At 60.2% G+C, this 19,147-nt stretch carries 16 protein-coding genes; 9 read left to right on the top strand and 7 right to left on the bottom strand.

Annotation, left to right across the window (positions count from 1 at the left end; translation table 11 throughout):
- Window positions 1-14: 14 nt before the first annotated feature.
- Window positions 15-431, bottom strand: coding sequence for an RNA polymerase-binding protein DksA (gene dksA / locus J7557_RS03055; protein WP_291417213.1), 417 nt, complete (start codon window positions 429-431; stop codon window positions 15-17).
- Window positions 432-661: 230 nt separating this feature from the next.
- A complete protein-coding gene (locus J7557_RS03050) occupies window positions 662-1,081 on the bottom strand; it encodes a flagellar assembly protein FliX (RefSeq protein WP_291417211.1) in 420 nt (139 codons plus the stop codon).
- A 246-nt stretch (window positions 1,082-1,327) separates the two neighbouring features.
- On the opposite strand from J7557_RS03050, the gene J7557_RS03045 reads away from it, so the two are divergent.
- From J7557_RS03045 to J7557_RS03030, 4 genes are all read left to right on the top strand, one after another.
- Window positions 1,328-2,452, top strand: a complete 1,125-nt coding sequence (locus J7557_RS03045; RefSeq protein ID WP_291417209.1) for a flagellar basal body P-ring protein FlgI — start codon at window positions 1,328-1,330, stop codon at window positions 2,450-2,452.
- Complete coding sequence (locus J7557_RS03040; RefSeq protein ID WP_291417207.1) at window positions 2,452-2,778, top strand: rod-binding protein; 327 nt, start codon at window positions 2,452-2,454, stop codon at window positions 2,776-2,778. Before J7557_RS03045 ends, J7557_RS03040 begins: the two co-directional genes overlap by 1 nt.
- Entirely contained in the window at window positions 2,778-3,248 is a 471-nt protein-coding gene (locus tag J7557_RS03035) for a hypothetical protein (protein ID WP_291417204.1), read from the top strand. The genes J7557_RS03040 and J7557_RS03035 overlap by 1 nt, the downstream gene beginning before the upstream one ends.
- A 280-nt stretch (window positions 3,249-3,528) precedes the next feature.
- Window positions 3,529-3,819, top strand: a complete 291-nt coding sequence (locus tag J7557_RS03030; RefSeq protein WP_291417202.1) for a hypothetical protein — start codon at window positions 3,529-3,531, stop codon at window positions 3,817-3,819.
- A 122-nt stretch (window positions 3,820-3,941) separates the two neighbouring features.
- Here J7557_RS03030 and J7557_RS03025 read toward each other — a convergent pair whose 3' ends face one another.
- Both J7557_RS03025 and J7557_RS03020 read right to left on the bottom strand, forming a co-directional pair.
- The gene (locus J7557_RS03025) at window positions 3,942-4,742 is read right to left on the bottom strand and encodes a flagellin (protein ID WP_291417200.1); all 801 of its coding nucleotides are present in this window, start codon (window positions 4,740-4,742) and stop codon (window positions 3,942-3,944) included.
- Window positions 4,743-4,985: 243 nt separating this feature from the next.
- Window positions 4,986-5,786 (bottom strand): flagellin, encoded by an 801-nt coding sequence (locus J7557_RS03020; protein ID WP_291417198.1) that lies wholly within the window; start codon window positions 5,784-5,786, stop codon window positions 4,986-4,988.
- A gap of 512 nt (window positions 5,787-6,298) precedes the next feature.
- Between J7557_RS03020 and J7557_RS03015 the strand changes: the two genes are divergently transcribed.
- The 3 genes from J7557_RS03015 (at window position 6,299) to flaF (ending at window position 9,987) form a co-directional block, all read left to right on the top strand.
- Window positions 6,299-9,049 (top strand): flagellin, encoded by a 2,751-nt coding sequence (locus J7557_RS03015; protein ID WP_291417196.1) that lies wholly within the window; start codon window positions 6,299-6,301, stop codon window positions 9,047-9,049.
- 187 nt (window positions 9,050-9,236) lie between these two features.
- Window positions 9,237-9,674, top strand: a complete 438-nt coding sequence (gene flbT / locus J7557_RS03010; RefSeq protein ID WP_291417194.1) for a flagellar biosynthesis repressor FlbT — start codon at window positions 9,237-9,239, stop codon at window positions 9,672-9,674.
- Window positions 9,646-9,987 carry a flagellar biosynthesis regulator FlaF gene (flaF, locus tag J7557_RS03005; RefSeq protein WP_244446395.1) on the top strand — a complete coding sequence of 114 codons (342 nt, stop codon included), beginning with the start codon at window positions 9,646-9,648 and terminating at the stop codon, window positions 9,985-9,987. The genes flbT and flaF overlap by 29 nt, the downstream gene beginning before the upstream one ends.
- Before the next feature lie 436 nt (window positions 9,988-10,423).
- On the opposite strand, the gene J7557_RS03000 is transcribed toward flaF, so the two are convergent.
- From J7557_RS03000 to J7557_RS02990, 3 genes are all read right to left on the bottom strand, one after another.
- Entirely contained in the window at window positions 10,424-12,640 is a 2,217-nt protein-coding gene (locus J7557_RS03000; protein WP_291417192.1) for a hypothetical protein, read from the bottom strand.
- Window positions 12,641-12,651: 11 nt separating this feature from the next.
- Window positions 12,652-14,514, bottom strand: a complete 1,863-nt coding sequence (gene flgK / locus J7557_RS02995; protein WP_291417190.1) for a flagellar hook-associated protein FlgK — start codon at window positions 14,512-14,514, stop codon at window positions 12,652-12,654.
- 215 nt (window positions 14,515-14,729) lie between these two features.
- Complete coding sequence (locus J7557_RS02990) at window positions 14,730-16,859, bottom strand: flagellar hook-basal body complex protein (protein ID WP_291417188.1); 2,130 nt, start codon at window positions 16,857-16,859, stop codon at window positions 14,730-14,732.
- 445 nt (window positions 16,860-17,304) lie between these two features.
- On the opposite strand from J7557_RS02990, the gene J7557_RS02985 reads away from it, so the two are divergent.
- Both J7557_RS02985 and metA read left to right on the top strand, forming a co-directional pair.
- The gene (locus J7557_RS02985) at window positions 17,305-18,171 is read left to right on the top strand and encodes an ATPase (RefSeq protein WP_291417186.1); all 867 of its coding nucleotides are present in this window, start codon (window positions 17,305-17,307) and stop codon (window positions 18,169-18,171) included.
- Between the two features lie 65 nt (window positions 18,172-18,236).
- Entirely contained in the window at window positions 18,237-19,145 is a 909-nt protein-coding gene (gene metA / locus J7557_RS02980; RefSeq protein WP_291417184.1) for a homoserine O-succinyltransferase, read from the top strand.
- Window positions 19,146-19,147: the final 2 nt, after the last annotated feature.

The raw sequence follows: 19,147 nt of genomic DNA, 5'->3' as shown, positions 1-19,147 counted from the left end.
CAGCGGGCTTTTATTTATTCGTCGCGATAGACCTTTTCGCGCCGCTCGTGCAATTCCTGCGCCTCAAGGCTGAGCGTGGCGGTCGGGCGGGCATCAAGGCGGGCGACGCCGATCGGATCGCCGGTTTCCTCGCAATAGCCGTAGGTGCCGTCATCGATGCGCTTGAGTGCCGAGTCGATCTTCCCGATCAACTTGCGCTGGCGGTCGCGCGTCCTCAACTCCAGTGCCCTGTCGCTTTCCGAGCTCGCCCGGTCGGCCATATCAGGATGGTTCTGGCTTTCCTCCTGGAGGTTTTCCAGAGTTCCGCGGCTTTCGCGCAGGATCTCGTCCTTCCAGGCCAGAAGCTTGTTTCGGAAGTACTCCCGCATCCGCGGGTTCATGAACGGCTCGTTTTCACTCGGCCGGTATTCAATCACTTCAACCGAAGACATCAGCAGACTCAACTCCAATGCACCCCACGGCGGCCTATATATGCCGCAGGTCAACCCCGAGCAAGCGAAGTTCTTAAAGAGCCTTAACTATGAAAAGGCCCTGCGGATCAACCGCATAGCGCGAGTCTGACAACATTTTGATGAAGCTTGAGCCCGTCTTTGTCCACAATTTGGGAGGAAGCGCGATCTTTTCGGAAAACCAGCATGCATTTTCCGGATCGTGCCTCAGCTCAAAAGTCAGGGAAACGCCCCTGTTTTGCGAGCTCGACACGGACGCGCAATTCGATGTCATCGAGGACGGCATCGAGCCCCGGTTCGGTGCGGTCGCGATAGACACTGAGCTCTTCGATCAGGGCGTCCATACGCTCGGGCGTGATGATACCGACCAGCAGATCGGCCTTGATGCCATCGAGAATGTCGAGCAGGTTCGTGCCGCGCTTGACCGCCTTGCGCTTGCCGCCCATGGCATCGCCCACGGACTGGATGGCGAGGATGGCATCGAGCGGGGCGACCTGGGCTACGGGAGCCGCCCGCGCTACCCGCGCCGGAGCGGAAACGTCGGCCATGGTGAAGGACTGGCCCGGCGCGTATTTCCCGACGGAAGCGCGCGACGCTACACTGCTCGTCCGATTGGCGGATTCTATACGCACTGAGTGACTCGCCCCCGAGATTCCTGTTGCAGGCAAAATCTGCCCTACATGGTTAATGACGACTTAATGACCCCGGCAAGATTTGCATACCGACGCATTTAGCCGCCGGTCCCGCCTCCGCGCCGAGGCATATTATCTCTTCATATCAGACACTTACGCAGATTTTTGCGATTTGGCACGCTTCTCGCATTACCGAAAGCGACCGCGGCGCCATGGGGATGGTGCAGCTTCGTACCGGGGATAGACATGCCGAACAAATTCTTCCGCATAGGCCTTGCTGCAGCGCTCAGCGCAGCACTGTCTTTAGCGCCTCTGGCCCAGGTTGCCGCCGCTCCTGCCCGCATCAAGGACATCGTCGATGTCGAAGGCGTGCGCGAGAATCAGCTTGTGGGCTACGGCCTCGTCGTCGGTCTCAACGGTACGGGCGATAGCCTCAACAATTCGCCCTTCACCAAGCAATCGCTGCAATCCATGCTCGAACGTCTCGGGGTGAACACCCAGGGCGAGAACGTTCGTACGGCCAATGTGGCGGCTGTGATGGTGACGGCAAGCCTGCCGCCCTTTGCCGCGCAGGGTTCGCGCATGGACGTTTCCATCGCCTCGCTCGGCAATGCCAAGAGCCTGCAGGGTGGCACGCTGCTGGTGACCCCGCTGCTCGGTGCCGATGGCGAAGTCTATGCCATCGCCCAGGGCCCGGTCGCCATCAACGGTTTCAGGGCCGAAGGGGATTCGGCGAGCATCGTTTCGGGCGTGCCGACCACCGGACGCATTTCCTCGGGCGCGCTGATCGAACGTGAAATCGGTTTTGAGCTCGGCTCCCAGCACACGCTGCGCCTGACGCTGCGCAATGCCGACCTGACCACGGCGCGTCGCATTGCCATGGCGGTTAACGATTTCATCGGCGCCCCGACCGCCGTGCCGGAAGATCCAGCCACCGTGCGCCTGACCCTGCCGGTCAATTTCAACGGCAATATCGTCGATCTGCTCACCGATATCGAACAGCTCATCATCCAGACCGACCAGTCGGCAAAGATCGTCATCGACGAAAACAGCGGCATCATCGTCATGGGCAAGGATGTGCGCGTGTCGAGCGTGGCCGTGGCCCAGTCGAACCTGACGGTCAGCATCGCCGAAAACCCGGAAGTCGTGCAGCCCCTGCCCTTCAGCCAGGGCCAGACCGCGGTCGAACCGAATACCGATCTCAACGTGACCCAGACCGACACGGCGCTGCAGGTGATCAAGGAATCCGTGACGCTGCAGGAATTGGTCGACGGGCTCAATGCGCTAGGAATTTCGCCACGCGATCTCATCGCCATCCTCCAGGCAATCAAGGCGACTGGCGCCCTTCAGGCCGAGATCGAGGTGCTGTGATGGAAACCATCGTCAACGGCGTCAAAACCCAGACCAGCCTCAACAACCACCAGCTCGACAAGCTCAAGAAGCAGGCGGAGGACCTCGAAGGCGTGTTCCTCAACCTGCTCACCAAGGAAATGTTCGCCACGGCCAAATCGGAAAACGGCTTTGGTGGCGGCTTTGGTGAAGAGACCTGGCGATCCATGCAAGCCGAACAGCTCGCCAATACCATGGCGCAGAACGGCGGCCTCGGCATCGCCGACCAGATCCTGGGCGACATGATCGCCCTGCAGGAAGCCAACCAAAACAACAATAGTCCGCGTATATCGGGAGTGTATCGTTAATGTCCGCAGCAGCAGATCGTATTGCGTTGCTCGACAGCCTGCCGGCTGAAGAGCTCTGTGCCCAGGCAGAATCCGCCCTTCAGGCCCTCGTCACCATGATGAACGAGGAAACCACCCTGCTCCGCGCCGGCCGTTTCCGCGACGCGGCAGGCCTGACCGCCCAAAAGACCCAGCTCGCGCAGGATTATGTGGTGTTCGCGCGCGCGGTGCAGCGCCAGACCGAACGCCTCGTGGCCGAGGCGTCGACCTCGCTCGACCGCCTGCACAAGAACCATGACGCCCTTGCCACCCAGATGGCCGAGAACCTGCGCGTCATCGCCACGGCGAAGAACCTTGCCGAAGACCTGATCGGCGATGTCGCCGACACGGTTGGCGCCAAGGACCACACGCGCACCTATGACCGCAGCGGCGAAGTGAAGATGCCGCGCGCGGCCTCGGCCCGTGGCATCACGGTCAACCGCGCGCTTTAGCCGCAAAATCGCCGCAGCGCTCCGCCCGATCCAAAGTAGGGCGAGCTCTCCAGAAGGGGCGCTGGCATCGCTACCGGCCACAGGGTCTCCGCAGAAGCGGAGGCCCTTTTTGTTTGCGATCGCGCATGGTTACCCAATCCCTCCGAATTGGTGACGTGTGTCTTAAAATCGTCCCGTCCGGGAAAAGGGAGAGATAGGAAAGGGTTCATAGCCTGCCATTGGCCAATTGTGGCTCCAGGACAGGAACATGAGCGCCAGAATCGCGCCGAGGGCGAATACCATGGGTATCGCCTTCTCGCCGCATCTTCCGAGGTTCCTTCGCCAAGACAAGCGCGAGGACCAGAGTGGCTCGAACAAGGGCCGAAAAAGCGAAGCCGAACCGCAGGCGCTGCCCGCAGGATCTGGCAGCGTAGCAGGGGGCAGTCTGCCTCCCCAGACGATTTTCGAAGCGGCCCTTCTGGGCAATCAACAGGCGATCGATCCACCCAACCTGCATGAAGTGGCGCGGCGCCTGCGCAACGAATGGTCGCCGCCGACCTATGGCTTTCATTTGACTGACAAGATTATCTGAACCCCAAGAAAAACGTGACCCGGGCCGATCCTCTCGACCCGGGTCTTTCTTTGCGCCGGCTGACGTTCCAAACGAAAAGGCCCGCCACAAGGGCGGGCCAAAATTCGCGGTGAAGCTTGCGATTAACGGAGGAGACGCAGAGCGGTCGACTCGGTGGACTGCATGATCGAGAGGGCGGTGGACGCCATCTGCTGACGGGTCTGGAGCGCCATGAGATTAGCAGCTTCAGCATCCATGTCGGCGGCGGTCAGCTCCGATGCGCCAGTCTTCAGAATGTTCGACAGCGCGCTGTTGAAATCCTTGCGGACGCTGATCAGGGCCTGGCTGGTGCCAAACGAGGTCGCTGCCGTTTCAAGAGACGTGCTGAAAGTGTTCAGAGCATCGACCGATGCCTTGATGTCCGCTTCCGCCGCCCAGTCGTTTGCCGTCGCAGCGATGGTACCGACAGTGACACCGGCGATCGTGGTCTTGCTGGTGCCGTCCTCGTTGAGGGTCACGGTGATGCTCTCGTTGTTGAGAAGGTTCGTGCCGTTGATCTTGGAGTCAGTGACGACCTTGGCGATTTCCGCGGTCAGCGTTTCAAACTGGGTCGACAGTGCCAGGCGGCTGGCGGTATCGGAGGTGGCAAGAGCCTGGCCAGTCAGGGCGCGGGCCTGCTTGACGATGCCCTGGATACCCTTGATGCCTTCGCTTGCGGCCTTCAACGACGTCTGTGCATTGTTGACGCTGTCAAGAAGAGTGTCGATAGAGGCGGCGCGGCCATCCATCTTGGACGCAGTAAAAAACTTCGAAACGTTATCCAGAGCGGTATTCACGGCCTTGCCGGTGGCCAGACGCTTCTGGGAGACTTCCATCTGCTCTGCAACGTTACGGAGAGCGGTAAGACCGAAGCGCGTGGAGGAGGCGAGATTTACTGCGGACATTGTTTGGACTTCCTGTACCAGATTTTGTTTTCTTCCGGCGTTTCTTGCCGGCGAAATCAGGTTTAGTGTCCAAAAGCTGCGGGCCTCTCTCGGCAAAACGTGCAATTTAGTTCAAGTTTTATCTAATTCCTGCGGGACCGAATTTGTCCCGCGTCATGCACCTCTTTCTGACGAGGACTTCGGGCTGAAAACGAAAAAGACCCGCCATGAGGCGGGCCAAGTTCGTCGCAGTGAAGCTTGCGATTAGCGGAGCAGACGCAGAGCGGTCGACTCGTTGGTCTGCATGATCGAGAGGGCGGTGGACGCCATCTGCTGGCGGGTCTGGAGCGCCATCAGGTTGGCGGCTTCAGCATCCATGTCGGCGGCGGTCAGTTCCGATGCGCCCGTCTTGAGAATGTTCGACAGCGCGCTGTTGAAATCCTTGCGGACGCTGATCAGGGCCTGGCTGGTGCCGAACGAGGTCGCCGCAGTTTCAAGAGCGGTGCTGAAGGTGTTCAGGGCGTCAACCGAGGTCTTGATATTCGCTTCCGTCGCCCAGGTGCCTGCCGGCGCAGCGATGGTACCGACGGTGACACCGGCGATCGTGGTCTTGCTGGTACCGTCTTCATTCAGCGTCACGGTGATGCTCTCGTTGTTGAGAAGGTTCGTGCCGTTGATCTTGGAGTCGGTGACAACCTTGGCGATTTCGTCGGTCAGCGCCGTAAACTGCGTGGCCAGCGATGCACGGGTGGCGGTATCGGACGTGGCGAGAGCCTGGCCGGTCAGGGCGCGGGCCTGCTTGACGATGCCCTGGATGCCCTTGATGCCTTCGCTTGCGGCCTTCAGCGAGGTCTGAGCATTGTTGACGCTGTCAAGAAGAGTGTCGATCGAGGCGGCGCGGCCATCCATCTTGGACGCAGTAAAAAACTTCGAAACGTTATCGAGAGCGGTATTCACGGCCTTGCCGGTGGCCAGGCGCTTCTGAGAGACTTCCATCTGCTCTGCAACGTTACGGAGAGCGGTAAGACCGAAGCGGGTGGAGGAGGCAAGATTTACTGCGGACATGTTTGGACTTCCTGTACCAGATTTTGTTTTCTTCCGGCGTTTCTTGCCGGCGAAATCAGGTTTAGTGTCCAAAAGCTGCGGGGCTCTCTCGGGAAACCGCGCAATTTATTTCAAATTTTATCTAATTCCCGCGGGGCCAGATTTGGCCCGTATTTGCCCTCCCATCGTGATGAAGCGAATCGCGCGCCTACGCGTGAGCGCGCATTAGCAGCTGGTTTTGGGGACTCAGGGACGACTCCATGTGGAGTCGCTCATTTTGGGGGCTTTGCTCGGGCGCCCTTCCCTAATGGACGCGGTTAACCCGGACTTTCGATGCCGAAAATTTAGTCAGGCACGCCACGGCGAGATTCACGAAAAGCCCAGCAAAACCGGGAAAAACCGTGGTGAAATAAGCCTTTACGGGAAACGTAAAGATGTTCCGAATTTAAGAAGTTTTTAGCAAGTGAGGGCCATTCTGGTCGGGTCTCAAGGATTGAGGCGTAAGCACCACACGTCCAGAAGGAAAACCTAGTATGGGTTCCGATGTTTCTCTCTCAAAGGCCGTTCGCGCGAACCTTTTGAGCCTCCAGAATACCGCCACCATGATGGACAAGACGCAGAACCGTCTTGCCACTGGTAACAAGGTGAATTCTGCCCTCGACAATCCGTCGAACTTCTTCACGGCATCGGCTCTCAACAGCCGCGCCGCTGACATGAGCAACCTGCTCGACTCGATGGCCTCGGGTATCAAGGTCATCGAAGCTGCCAACAACGGCATCACCGCCCTGACGAAGAACCTGGAATCCATGCAGTCCACGCTGCGCCAGGCTCGCCAGGACAAGTCCTTCCAGACCAAGTCGTTCGAAGTCAATGACAACACCAAGATCAACCTTGGTGGCGGTCAGTTCGGCGATCTGAACGTTGACGTTAGCCTCGCAACCGCTACCGTTGCTGGCCAGAAGGCCCAGATCACGACCCAGGCCACGACCGCCTATCTCGGTCCTCAGTCTGGCACTGGCACTGCAAGCGGCGCAGGCGCTCGTTCGGTCATCTCCGGCCTCGGCGGCCTCGGTGCCAACGACGTCTTCACCGTTGCTGGCCGTACCGTTACCCTCGGCGCTGGCGCCCAGGATGAGAACACGATCAAGACTGCAATCGAAGGCGCTCTCGCTGGCCACGCCAGCACTGCTGGCAAGTACACGGTCAGCATCGGCACCGGCGACAACGCTAACAAGATCATCATCGAAACTGTTGACGCCAGCGCTCCCGCTGCTGCCATCACCTTCGGTGCCGGCTCGACCGCTGCTACCAAGGGTTCGACGACGTTCAACTTCTCGGCGATCACCTCCTCGATCACGGCCGGCGGTCAGGCTATCCCGACCGGCGCGACCTTCGAAGACTTCGTTGCCAACCTGGAAGCCGGCGCTGAAGACGGTGCCTACACCGTAACTTCCGACGCGACCACGAAGCAGATCACGCTCACCAGCACCCAGTGGGGCGGTGCCGCTCCGACGGTTACCGGTGTGCCGAACGCTGCTGGTGTCGTGACCGGTAGCGCTGCCGAAACCACCTTCACGCTGACCAGCTTCAACGACGCTGGTACGCAGAAGCTGACTTCGGATCAGGATCTGACGATCGCCGGCGCAACCGGCACGATCAGCCTGACTTCGGGTATGACCGCAGCTCAGATCAAGACGGCTATCGAAGCTGACGACAACATCGACGACAACTTCACCGTTGCTGTTGACGCCACGACCCTCGAAGTCACCCTGACCGAGAAGACCAATGGCGGCTTGGCTGCCCCCACCGTCACCTCGAGCCTCGGCGCGTTCGCGGCTACTCCCGCCGGTGTCACTGCAGCCGGTGGCGACGACCTCACCGTCGACGCCAACGTGGCCGCTCTTGCCGGCACCGACATCGAACTGATCGACAGCGAAGGCAACACGGAAACCTACTCGATCGTCGGTGGCTCTACCACTGCCGCTCTTGAAGCCGCACTGACCGGCTCTGGCTACACAGCCACGGCCACTGCTAACGGTCTCAACATCACCCGTGCTGACGGTCGTAACTTCACGATCAACATCACCGGCGGCCCGTCGAACTCGTTCGGTCTCCCGAGCTCAAGCTACACCACCACGAACGGTGTTGAAGCTGGCCTTACCGCAGCTGCCACCACCGTCAATGGTGTGGCTGATACCGCTGCCGTCGATGGCCAGACCATCACCAACCCTGTTGCTGGTGCGTCGGTCGAAACGATCGCTGCTGAAGAAGCTACCTTCACCGTCTCGTACGGTGGCAAGACTGCCGAAATCTCCATCGGCGGTGTTAAGGGTGGCGTTGGTTCGGCTGTGAACGCTCTCGACATCAAGAACTGGCAGGACGCGACCGTTGCGGCCGTGAACTCCGATCTTGAAGCTGCTGGCATCACCGACGTCGAAGCCAAGTTCGACGCCGATGGCAAGTTCCAGCTTATCGCCAAGACTGCTGAAGCCAAGACCCTGGCTGTCTCTGGTGCTGACGCAGTTGAACTCTTCGGTACTAACGGTGTGAACACCGGCGTTGCCGAGAAGAGCCAGCTGAACGCAACCAAGACCGTCGACAAGTTCGTCGAACTGATCAACCGCGACTTCGGCGGCAAGGTTCGTGCTTCGAACGACAACGGCAAGCTGCGTATCGAAAACCTGTCGACCCAGGAACTTAACATTGGCGTCGACAAGAACGGCAACGGTGCGGTTGACCCGCTGTCGATCGAAGGTAACTCGGTCCGTGCGAACCTGTCCAAGCAGTTCAACGAACTGCGTGACCAGCTCGACAAGCTCTCGGACGACTCGTCCTTCAACGGTATCAATCTGCTCCGTGGCGACAAGCTGAAGATCACCTTCAACGAGTCCGGCACGTCCTCGATCGATATCCAGGCCAAGGACAAGAACGGCAACATTCGCGGTATCAACGCCTCGAACCTCGGTGTCGACAGCCTGATCGCTGAAGACCTCGATACCGACGACAAGATCGACGCTTTCCTGTCGAAGCTGTCTTCGGCTCTGACGGAACTTCGCTCGCAGGCTTCGGCCTTCGGTTCGAACCTGTCGTCGGTCGAAAACCGTCAGTCGTTCACCAAGAACATGATCAACACGCTGGAAACCGGCGCCGCGAACCTGACCTTGGCTGACACCAACGAAGAAGCTGCCAACCTTCTGGCTCTCCAGACCCGCCAGCAGCTCTCCTCGTCGGCTCTGTCCATGGCTTCGCAGCAGGACCAGGCTGTTCTGCAGCTCCTGCGTTAATCGCAAGCCACATAACGGTAAACGGAAGGCGGGCCACAAGCCCGCCTTCTTCTTTTGGTGCAATGAGATTCGGGATTCCCCTGCCCTCCCCGCGCCTTAGCCGCTGGCGTCTGCGCCCTGCGGCTGCTATCCATCCCTAAGCCCGCCAGACGAACGGCGGCATTCCCAGAATAGGAAACCAGAGCCAATGTCCCTGAAAGTCGAACTCAAGCCCGGCGAACGTCTCATCATCGGGCAGTGCATCATTACCAATTCCGAACAGCGGACCCGGCTCTTCATCGACGGCAAAGCGCCCATCCTGCGCGAAAAGGACATCCTGACTATCGCCACGGCGGATACACCTGCAAAGCGCATCTACCTGGCCGTGCAACTGATGTATCTGGAGGACGATACAGCGCGGCTCCGCGACGAATACTTCCGTCTTGTCAATGAGATAATCCAGGCCGCCCCCTCAATGATCACGCTGATAAACGGGATCAACAACGAGATTTTAACCGGCGCGCTGTACAAAGCTCTCAAGGCAGCCCGCAAGTTAATTCAGTACGAACAGGACCTTCTTGCAAATGTACCATCAGGGAGCGCAGGCATACCAACAGGTGGCCCGCAAAACGGAAGCCCCGCGTGATCGCGAAGCCAATCTGCTGTCGCGGGCGGCTGCCAATCTCCAGCTTATCCACGACGCCTGGGACCTGAAGCAGGACAGCCTTCAAGAGGCTCTGCTCTTCAACCGCCGCATCTGGAATATCTTCCTCACCTCGGTGACCCGCGAGGACAACCCGCTTCCCGCCCAGGTTCGCCAGAATATCGCGAATCTCGGCCTGTTCGTGATGAACGAAACCCGCGAGCTGCATATCGAGCCGATCAAGGCCAAGCTGCTGCCGCTGATCAATATCAATCGCCAGCTTGCCGCCGGCCTGCGTGGTGCAGAAGAGGCCTGAACTGGCCAGCACCGACAAGTTCGCCTAGATGCGATGACAAGAGCCTCCGGATTTAACCGGGGGCCTTTTTGTTTGTGGTGTTGATCCCAGCGGTTTGGGGCTCTTCAGGGGCAGCGAGGCCGCCCGTATGGCGGATTTTCCAGCGAGGGGCACCGGCCGGTGGGAACAAGTCTTGAGAGTGTGGTGGGGCTCTACTGGCCTGCTGCGACGGCAGTGGAGAGAGCCATAGGCGGTTCGCGACGCGCCAATCAGCGGATGCCACTTGCCACAGCCACTGCCGCGCCTCCCGATGCACAGAGATCCGCCCGGCTGATCGGGTACTGATGGCGCGCTCCAACGGCAGAGGCAACTACGCTTCCAACCAAAAACAAAACGGGGCGCTTTCGCGCCCCGTGTTCGTTTCGGCCTTCTGGCCTCCCGTGGTGCCTTCTGGCGCCTATTTGAGGTAGTTGACGAGGCTGAGGTTCGCGACCGTTGCCGTCGTCTGATAACTGGCTTCGAGGCGCGTCTTGAGCGCCAGAAGCTGCATGACCGTTTCTTCCATGCTGACCGTTTCGACCTGGCTCAACAGCGTTTCAAGCTGGCCGGAAGCAGCGGTATTGCGCTCGGAGGCCCCGCCCGTCGTGGCGCGAACCACGCCCAGTTCGAGGCCGATCTGTTCGATGGAGCCCTTTGCGGTCGCCGTGGAGCTCGAGGTCGTCGCCATCTGCCGCTCAACCATGGCGCTGAAGCGCGCCTTGGAGGTCGTGTCGTTGATGTCGTATTCCTGCGAGCTCATGGCCGCGAGGGTCTTTACGAGCTCGCGGAGGCCCGTTTCATTGGCGCGGACGCCATAGCCGACCTTGGTGGAATCATCGACCTGGGCGGTCGCCGAAAGGCGCGGATTGTCGCCCGGCGTGCCGACTTCGCCCATATACCACTTCACCGTTTCGCGGGTGTTCGGAGCCGCGAAAACCGTTGCGGTTTCCGGATCGCCGCCCGAGAGATCGAGACGGCGCGCCACGCCATCGGTGGTAAAGAAATCGTCCGCCGCGGCATAGCTCGAGGCCGAAACCAGCTCGGTCTTGCTGGTCTGGTCGAGCTTGAGTTTCAGCGCCGCTTCGAAATTGGCCGTGGTTTCCTCGGGCGTCGCGCCGATGACGAACTGGCCGGTGACCGGCTCGCGGTCGACGGCCTGCAGCACGATCGGAGTGCTGGTGCCATCGGGCATCTTGAGGTTGATGGTCACGGATTCGCCGGCGCGCGGGTTGCCCATGAACTCAACGCTCATATTGGCCGGATTGCCGGCCACGGCGCTGACATTGATCTTGCTGCTGGTGGTCGAGGCAGAGGCGAGCTTGTAGCCGAAAATTGTCGGCGGGGCCTGTTCTTCCAGACGCACCGTGGTGTCGTTCGGAGCCGCCATGGTTCCGGCAGTGAGACGACCCGTCTTGAGGGGTGCGTCGAGCCCGCCAACGCTGGTCTCAATGGCGCCCTTGAGGTTCTTGAGCGTCTCCTCGCGATTGACGCCGATCTGGTATTCGCGCGGATTGGTGGCGAGCGGGTCCGGCGTGCCGGTGACCGCCTTGAACTGGAAGTCGGTGGTTACGCCATTGCGGTCCTTGATGCCGATGGTGAGCATTTCGCCAACGGTCGGCTGCTTGTCGAACTTGATCGACACGGAATTCATGCCGTCCGAATAGGAGATGACCTTCACATCCGCATCCGAGGAGGTGAAGATCTTGAAATTCTCGAGATTGCCGAGCTTCTGGCCCATCAGGCTTTCGAGATTGCCTGCGGTATCCTCGAGCGTGGCGCCGATGGAATATTCCGGCGGCGTAGCAGCGTCGTTCGGCACGGTCGGAGGCGCCACGGCCTTCGCCGTAAAAGTCTGTGTCGTGCCGTCGCGGCGGGTCATGTTGAAGGTGACCACGTCGCCATCGGCCGGTTGGGTAGAGACCTGCACGGTCGGTGCCAGCGGATCGGCCGTCGGGCCGGAAGTCTGCGTCGTCGCCGAATTGCCCGAGATCGAGGTGATCTTGTACCCAAACCGCTCGAACTCTGCAGAAGAGATGACGAGCTTGTTCTTCCAGGAGCCCATAACCGTGGTGCGCGGCAGACCGACATTGTCGAGCGTGTCGCCGGAATCGGCACCGAGATCCGCCTTGCGGCGTTCTTCAGCGACCTTGAGATACCCGTCGGCCGTGCCTTCGCCATACATGATCTGGTCATAAGTGGCGACCGGTGCCTTGTCGGTCTGGTTGCCGCCCATGAGGTAGCGGCCCGCAACGCTGAGGTTCAGCGTTTCGAGCAGTTGCGACAGGCGGTTCTGCGAGTCCTTCTGCAGGCTCACCATGGTGAGATTGTTCTCGCCATAGCTGGTCGGCGTCGCCGAAGTGCGGGTCTCGGACTTGAGCTTGGCCAGCGAGGTAAAACCCTGGTCGAGGAAGTTGAGGCGCAGATTGACGGTGTCGATATTGGCGGCGAAGGAATCGAGCTTGGTCAGCCGGTTGCGCGTCGCCAGAGACACGGTACGGTCGAAGCCCATTTCAGCGAGGGTCTGCGCCTTGTCTCCAGACCCGAGTTGGGTCTGGAGCTTGCCGAGCTGGCTCTGCATGGTCGAGATGGCGCTATAGCCTGCCTTGACCGGGTACATGGATTTATTGATCAGCATGACGAACGCCCTTACGTGAACGACTGCATGAGGGTGTCGAGCAATTCCTGCACGACCGAGGCAACGCGGGCATTGGCGGCATAGGCGTTCTGCAACTCCATAAGCCGGGCAACTTCCTCGTTGATATCGACGCCGTAGCTCTCTTCCATGCGCGAAGTGATGGCATCGAGCGTCTGGCTATTGGTCTCGCTGGCCGAGAGGGCGGTCTGGATGGAGCTGCCCTGATATTCCATCACCTGCGAAACCATGTCGCTCAGCGAGCCCGACAGGCGGAAGCCGCCGTTCTTGGCCCCAACCTGCGAGTTCGAACCGAACCGCATATTGTTGAACTGCTCGGCGATGTAGTCGACGCGCTTGTTGTCGCCCGAAGCCGTGGTCGCGTTATAATTGACCAGCAGCGTGTTGTCGGCGACGACGGCGGGATTGATGGTGATGCGACCGGCAAAGCCGAGGCGCTGCCCCCGCCCCGCCAGCGAATTGGTGAAGGGCTTGCCCTCGGCATCGAGGAAGAGCGGCATGGCGAGCTGGCCGCCCTGCAGGTCCGTAGCAGTCCAGCGGGTGGAGGCGTTGATCGGCGTGCCATTGCCGTTGGCGCGCACTTCCAGCGTCGAGCCGGTGCCCGAGAAGGTCGGGCCGACGGTCAGCGAGGAGTTGAGCACGCTCGTGATGTAGGACATGTCGACGCTGCCGGCGGGACCATTGCCCGCAAAGCGAACGCCGACGACCTGATTGCCAAAGCTGTCAGGGCTCGTCAGCGGCAGTTTTGCCGGATCATCGACGCGCACGACCTTTGCCGTGCGTTCGACACCGTCATTGCCGCGATACTTGATCGTAAAGTCGTCGCCATCCTGGAGCTTGCTGAGATCCATGTCGAAGCCCGACGGCGGACCGGCAACGGCAATGCCGGCTTCCTTCACCGAGGAGAAGACCTGGGCAAGGCTGGCTGCGATATCGTCGAGCTGGCGCTGAGCGTCCTGCAGGGTCGTATCGCGCAATTCGATGAGGGCACCGAGCGAACCCGAGCGGATCGCGCCATCCTTGACGAGATCGATGCGGGTACCGTTCGGTGTCTCGATAATGAGCTTGCCGACGCCGTTCTTGCTGTCATCGACGTTGAATTCCGTCGTCGGGGTCAGCGAACCAGCCTGCTCGAAGACCAGCAGCGAGGGCTTTACGTCGAGCAGAGCCGCGCCGGATCGTGTCGCCAGGCGAACGGTGCCATCGGGATTGTAGTCGACCCGCAGGTCCATGGTTTCCGAAAGGCCGGACACCAGGCGGTCGCGCTGATCGAGCAGGCTATTGCGCGTGTTCTGGTCGACACCATAGTCGGCCAGCACCAGGTTCACATCGCGCAGCGAAGTGAGCATGGAGTTGACCTGGTCGACGGTGGAAGCCATGCGCGTCTCGGTCTCGCGGCGCATTGACTGCACTTCTTGCGAGAGACGGTTGAGCGTATTGGCCATGTCGGTGGCCTTGGTCACCACATCGGCGCGCGTCGCATAATTGTCCGGGCTCGTGCCGAGGGCGTCGAGCGCGGTTTGCAGCTTGCCCAGCATGGTATCGAGCGAACCGGCACTGCCTGGCTTGCCGAGCGCGGTCTGCATGCGATCGAGGAAGGTGCCGCGCGTCACCGAATAGGCCGTCTCCGGCACCTGCTTTGTGTAGTAGTTCTGCAGGATGGAGTCGAACGCACGGTCGACATTGCCGGCACGGACATAGGAATTGTCGCCGCGACCGACTTCAACGACGTTGAGCGTCTGCTTGTGATAGCCGGGGGTGCCGGCATTGGAGATATTGCGGGAAATGACTTCCAGCGCCGTTTGGCTGGCCTTAAGGCCGGAAAGCGCATTCCCGATTGCAACCGTCAAACCCATAGCGGGTCTCCTTTGGCGCCGAACCTCTGCAAGGCACTAATGGCCAGGCCGAAGACACGGCGAATCTGAGAAATGGCGAGTCCCGGCGCATGCGCCGGGACTATGGATAAAAAGGGAATGCCGCGGTTCTCCCCGCCCGGGCAGAGCATTAACCGGCCAGACAGCCCGAAAGGCCGGTAGGAAGATGTGCCGCATTCCAAAAGCATTGGCTGGCCTCAGCGGATCATGTTGAGAGCTTCCTTGAGCATCTCATCGGCTGCGGTCACGATCTTGGTATTGGCCGAATAGGCCTGCTGGGTGACGATCAGCTTGGTAAATTCTTCCGAGATGTCAGTGTTGGAGGCTTCGGTGGACGAGCCCACGATGCCTTCGCCCGATTGGTTGATGATGGCTTCGCCGGATTCGGTGGTGGCCGTGTACGCACCCCCGTCGCCGCGCTTGAGGGCGTTGGGGTTGGAGAAGCTGGCGGTGATGATCTGGGCCACGGCGCGGGTTTCACCATTGGTGTAGGACGCGATCACCTGGCCTTCGTCGGAAATACCAACCGAGATGAACTCGCCGGCGCCATAACCGTCCTGCTTGAGCTGGGTAGTGGTGGCCATGCCGGAATTGTCGGCAAACTGGGTCATGCCCTTGAGGCCGTGATCGACAGTGATCGAGCCGAAGCTGCGGCCATTGATCGACAGGTTTGCGATATTGAGGCGTTCGGTCCCGCTGACGGTGACACCCGAACCGCCAGCAATGCCCGAGAGCACGCCCTGGTCGAAGGTGTAGTCGGCCATCTTGGTCCAGGCGTTCGCCGAGCCGGGCGCGGAGTCCGAAGCGTAGAAGAGGCTCCAGGTGGCGATACCCGCGTCGTCGGAAACCTTGGCCCAACGCATCTGTACGTTTACCGGCTCGCCGGTCTGCGAGTAGACTGTGATCCCGCCGCCGGAAATGGATTCCTTGACGAAGAGCTCGGCATTGGCGGCAGAGACGGTGGAGAGCGTACCGGTCGAAGCCGTCACGGTCTGGTTAAGGCCGACCGTATTGGCTGCCGAACCGGCAATCGTCACGTCAGAGCGGTAGTTGCCGGGGAAATCAACAACGAGATTGTTTGTCGCGTCCCAGGAAACGGTTGCGCCGCTGGCGCCTGCGCCGCCATTGGCACGCAGGTCAGCCTGGATGACGTCGAGCATTTCCTTGAGGGAACCGGTGCCATCGACCTTCACGACACCAGAGCCGGCAGTGAGCGTACCCTTCGTGTCGATGAGATACTTGCGGGTGATGCTGCCGACGGTGATTTCAAGCTGCTGACCATTGGTCGTGAACAGCAAATCTGCCGGCATGTTGGCTGACGTGACGTTGCCCGCGGTGACAGGCGTCGTAGCGGAGGCAAGCCCAAGCAGACCAGCAGGCGTAGAGCCAAAGGCCAAGCTCGTCGTAGCGGCGGCATCGCCCTGGACGAAGACGCGACCATCCTTGATGCCAACGACTTCATTGCCGCCAGTGGCATTGCGCAGTTCGGCCTGGATGCTCGCGAGCATGGTCGCGATATCGCCGGTCGCATCGATGTCGCCTGCGCCAGGGGCCGGCGCCGGAAGCGCCGTCACCATGTTGAAAGTATGGGGAGTGGGGCCAACCGTGATGGTTATTGTATTGCCGTTGCCCACGATGGTGGAGGCCAGCGCCGTACCGTCGACGATGTTGCCATAGCCATAGGCCGGGATCGTCGTTGGGGCACCGGCTGCCGGGCCAGTGACCTTCGGCGCAACCGGCGAGCCCTGCACGTCGCCTGAATAGCTCCAGGGCTTCAGCAGTTCGCTGCCCGGCGTGGTCGAGACATAGGAGGCCGTCTTCGGGCTCTGCGGCAGGTTGAGCTGGTAGTTGATGGTGGTCGAGCGCTTCGCCGGAAGGAAGGAATTGTCGATCTTGACGGCTTCAGCGACCGAGCCGGTCACCACGCCATTGCTCATACCAAGGCCGGTCAGGCGGTAGCCTGCGCCGTTGACGAGGTAGCCGTTGCGGTCGATGTCAAAGTCACCGCGGCGGGTGTAGAAGGTGCCGCCCGAACCGTCACCCTTTTCGGTGACGAAGAAGCCATTGCCGTTGAGGGCCATATAGGTTTCTGTGTCGGCGTTCTGGATGTCGCCGCGCAGCGTGTTCATCGAGCGCGAATAGGAGGAAACCGCGCCAGCAATCTGCTGCTTGACGGGCGCGTCGGGGATCATGTCGACAAAGCTGGTGTCGATGCGCTTGTAGCCAATCGTCTGCGAATTGGCGATATTGCCCGAAATGTTCTCCATGGCATGCGACTGAGACTTGAGGCCAGAAACCGCACTTTGAAGAGCGCCAAAAATACCCATTTAAAACTCCAGTTCCCCAAAAGACGAGGCAAGCGCCTGTTTGCCCCAAGCAATGCAAAGGCAATGCCAACTCGTTAACCATATGAATTAACTTGTGTTTTTGACTCTGGAGCCCTGCCCTAACCCTGCCGACCGGCAGAAAAGGGCGTGGCGTATGGCAAAAAATGCCGCCTTACAGGGACGATATGCCCAAACCCGCCGCGCTGGCTCGGCGAAGTAGCCCCCATGGTGAGGCGCTTTGCCGAGCAAGGCCTCGAACCACGGGGACGTGGCGTTGTAGCATCGGGGTACGCCCCCCGTGGTTCGAGGCGCCACAACGTTCCGCACCTCACCATGAGGGCTGCTAGAAAACTGAAGTGGCCGGGGAAGACCGCGCAAATACCTGCACAACCTTGTATAATTGTGGGTATTGCTCTAAAGCCTGCCCGACTTGAGAATCCCAAAAATGCTGTTTGAAACGCCCGACCAGTTCATCAATGCGCCGCGCCGTGCCGTGACGGTCTTTGGCATGGCCGGCGTGGGCAAGACGCGGCTGTCGAACCTTTTGCGCAAAAACCGTTGGTTCCACTATTCGGTCGACTACCGCATCGGCACGCGCCACATGGGCGAGTACATCGTCGACAATTTCAAAGCCGAGGCCATGAAGGTGCCGTTCCTGGCACAGCTGCTGCGCTCGGACTCGATCTACATCTCGTCCAACATCACCTTCGACAATCTCGACCCGCTCTCGAGCTATCTCGGCACGCCGGGCGATCCGCAAAAAGGCGGCTTGCCGCTCGCCGAATATCAGCGCCGGCAGGAGCAGCATCGCGTGGCGGAAATTTCTGCCCTGCTCGACGTGCCGCACTTCGTCGACCGCGCCAAAGCGCTTTATGGCTATGATGATTTCATCGCTGACACGGGTGGTTCGCTGATCGAAGTCATCGACCACGACGATGCCAACGACCCGGTGGTGAAGACCCTCGCTGAGAACACGCTGCTGCTCTATATTCGCGGCACCGACAAGGACGCCGCCGAATTGGTGCGCCGGTTCAAGGAGAGCCCCAAGCCGATGTATTACCGGCCGGCCTTCCTCGTCGAGAAATGGGCCGAATTCAAAGCGATGAACAATATCAGCCAAGACAACGACGTCGACCCGGCACAGTTCGGCGCCTGGGGTTTTGAGGCGCTGCTGCACAATCGCCTGCCGCGCTACCAGGCGCTGGCCGACAATTTTGGCTATACGGTCGAGGCTTCGGACCTGGCGATGGTGCGCGATGGCGATGAATTCGTCGATCTGGTCGCCGCAGCCATCGAAAAGCGAATGCGTTAGCGCGTGCCCCGCGGGGACGCGCCAGACGCCTGAAATCCGCTTTTCCTGACCTTTCAGAGGCTCATATGCCTATTCGCATCCCCGATAATCTGCCTGCCCGCAAAACCCTCGAAGACGAGGGCGTCAATGTCATGGATTCCAGCCGCGCCGCGCGGCAGGACATCCGCCCGCTCGAATTCGGCCTTCTCAACCTGATGCCGAACAAGGAGCGCACCGAGACGCAATTTTCGCGCCTGATCGGTGCCACGCCCCTGCAGATCAACCTCTCGCTGGTGCGCATCACCGAGCACCAATCCAAGCATACGTCTGAAGACTATTTGAAGACCTTTTATCAGACCTGGGAAGAGGTGAAGGAGCGCAAGTTCGACGGCTTTATCGTCACCGGCGCGCCCATCGCTCACATCCCGTTCGAGGACGTGCGCTACTGGAACGAGATGCTGGAAATCATGGCCTGGACGCGCACCAATGTGCACCACACCATGTTCATCTGCTGGGGGGCACAAGCAGCCCTGCACCATTTCCACGGCGTAAAGCGCTATCGGATGGACGAGAAGGCTTTTGGCGTCTATCGCCATCGCATCGTCAATTCGCGCTCGCCCTTCCTGCGCGGCATGTCCGATAGCCCGATGATCCCTGTCTCACGCTACAACGATATCGATCGCGCGAGCGTCGGCGACGATCTTGAAGTGTTGATGGACAGCGATATCGGCCTCTGCATGCTCGGCGAAAAGTCAGGCAAGTCGGTCTATTTCCTCAACCACCTGGAATATGACAACCGCTCGCTGGCCGATGAATATGAGCGCGACGTCAAAGCCGGGCTTAACCCCGTACAGCCGGTCAATCTCTTCCCCAACGGCGACACGTCAGTCGAGCCGGAGAACCGCTGGCGCAGCCATGCCCATCTGCTGTTCCAGAACTGGATCAACGAGATCTACCAGACGACGCCGTACGATCTCAGCGAGATTGGTAAGTAATA

The organism is Devosia sp., assembly GCF_017744655.1.
Lineage (GTDB): Bacteria > Pseudomonadota > Alphaproteobacteria > Rhizobiales > Devosiaceae > Devosia.
This window is presented reverse-complemented; position numbering and strand designations above follow the sequence as displayed.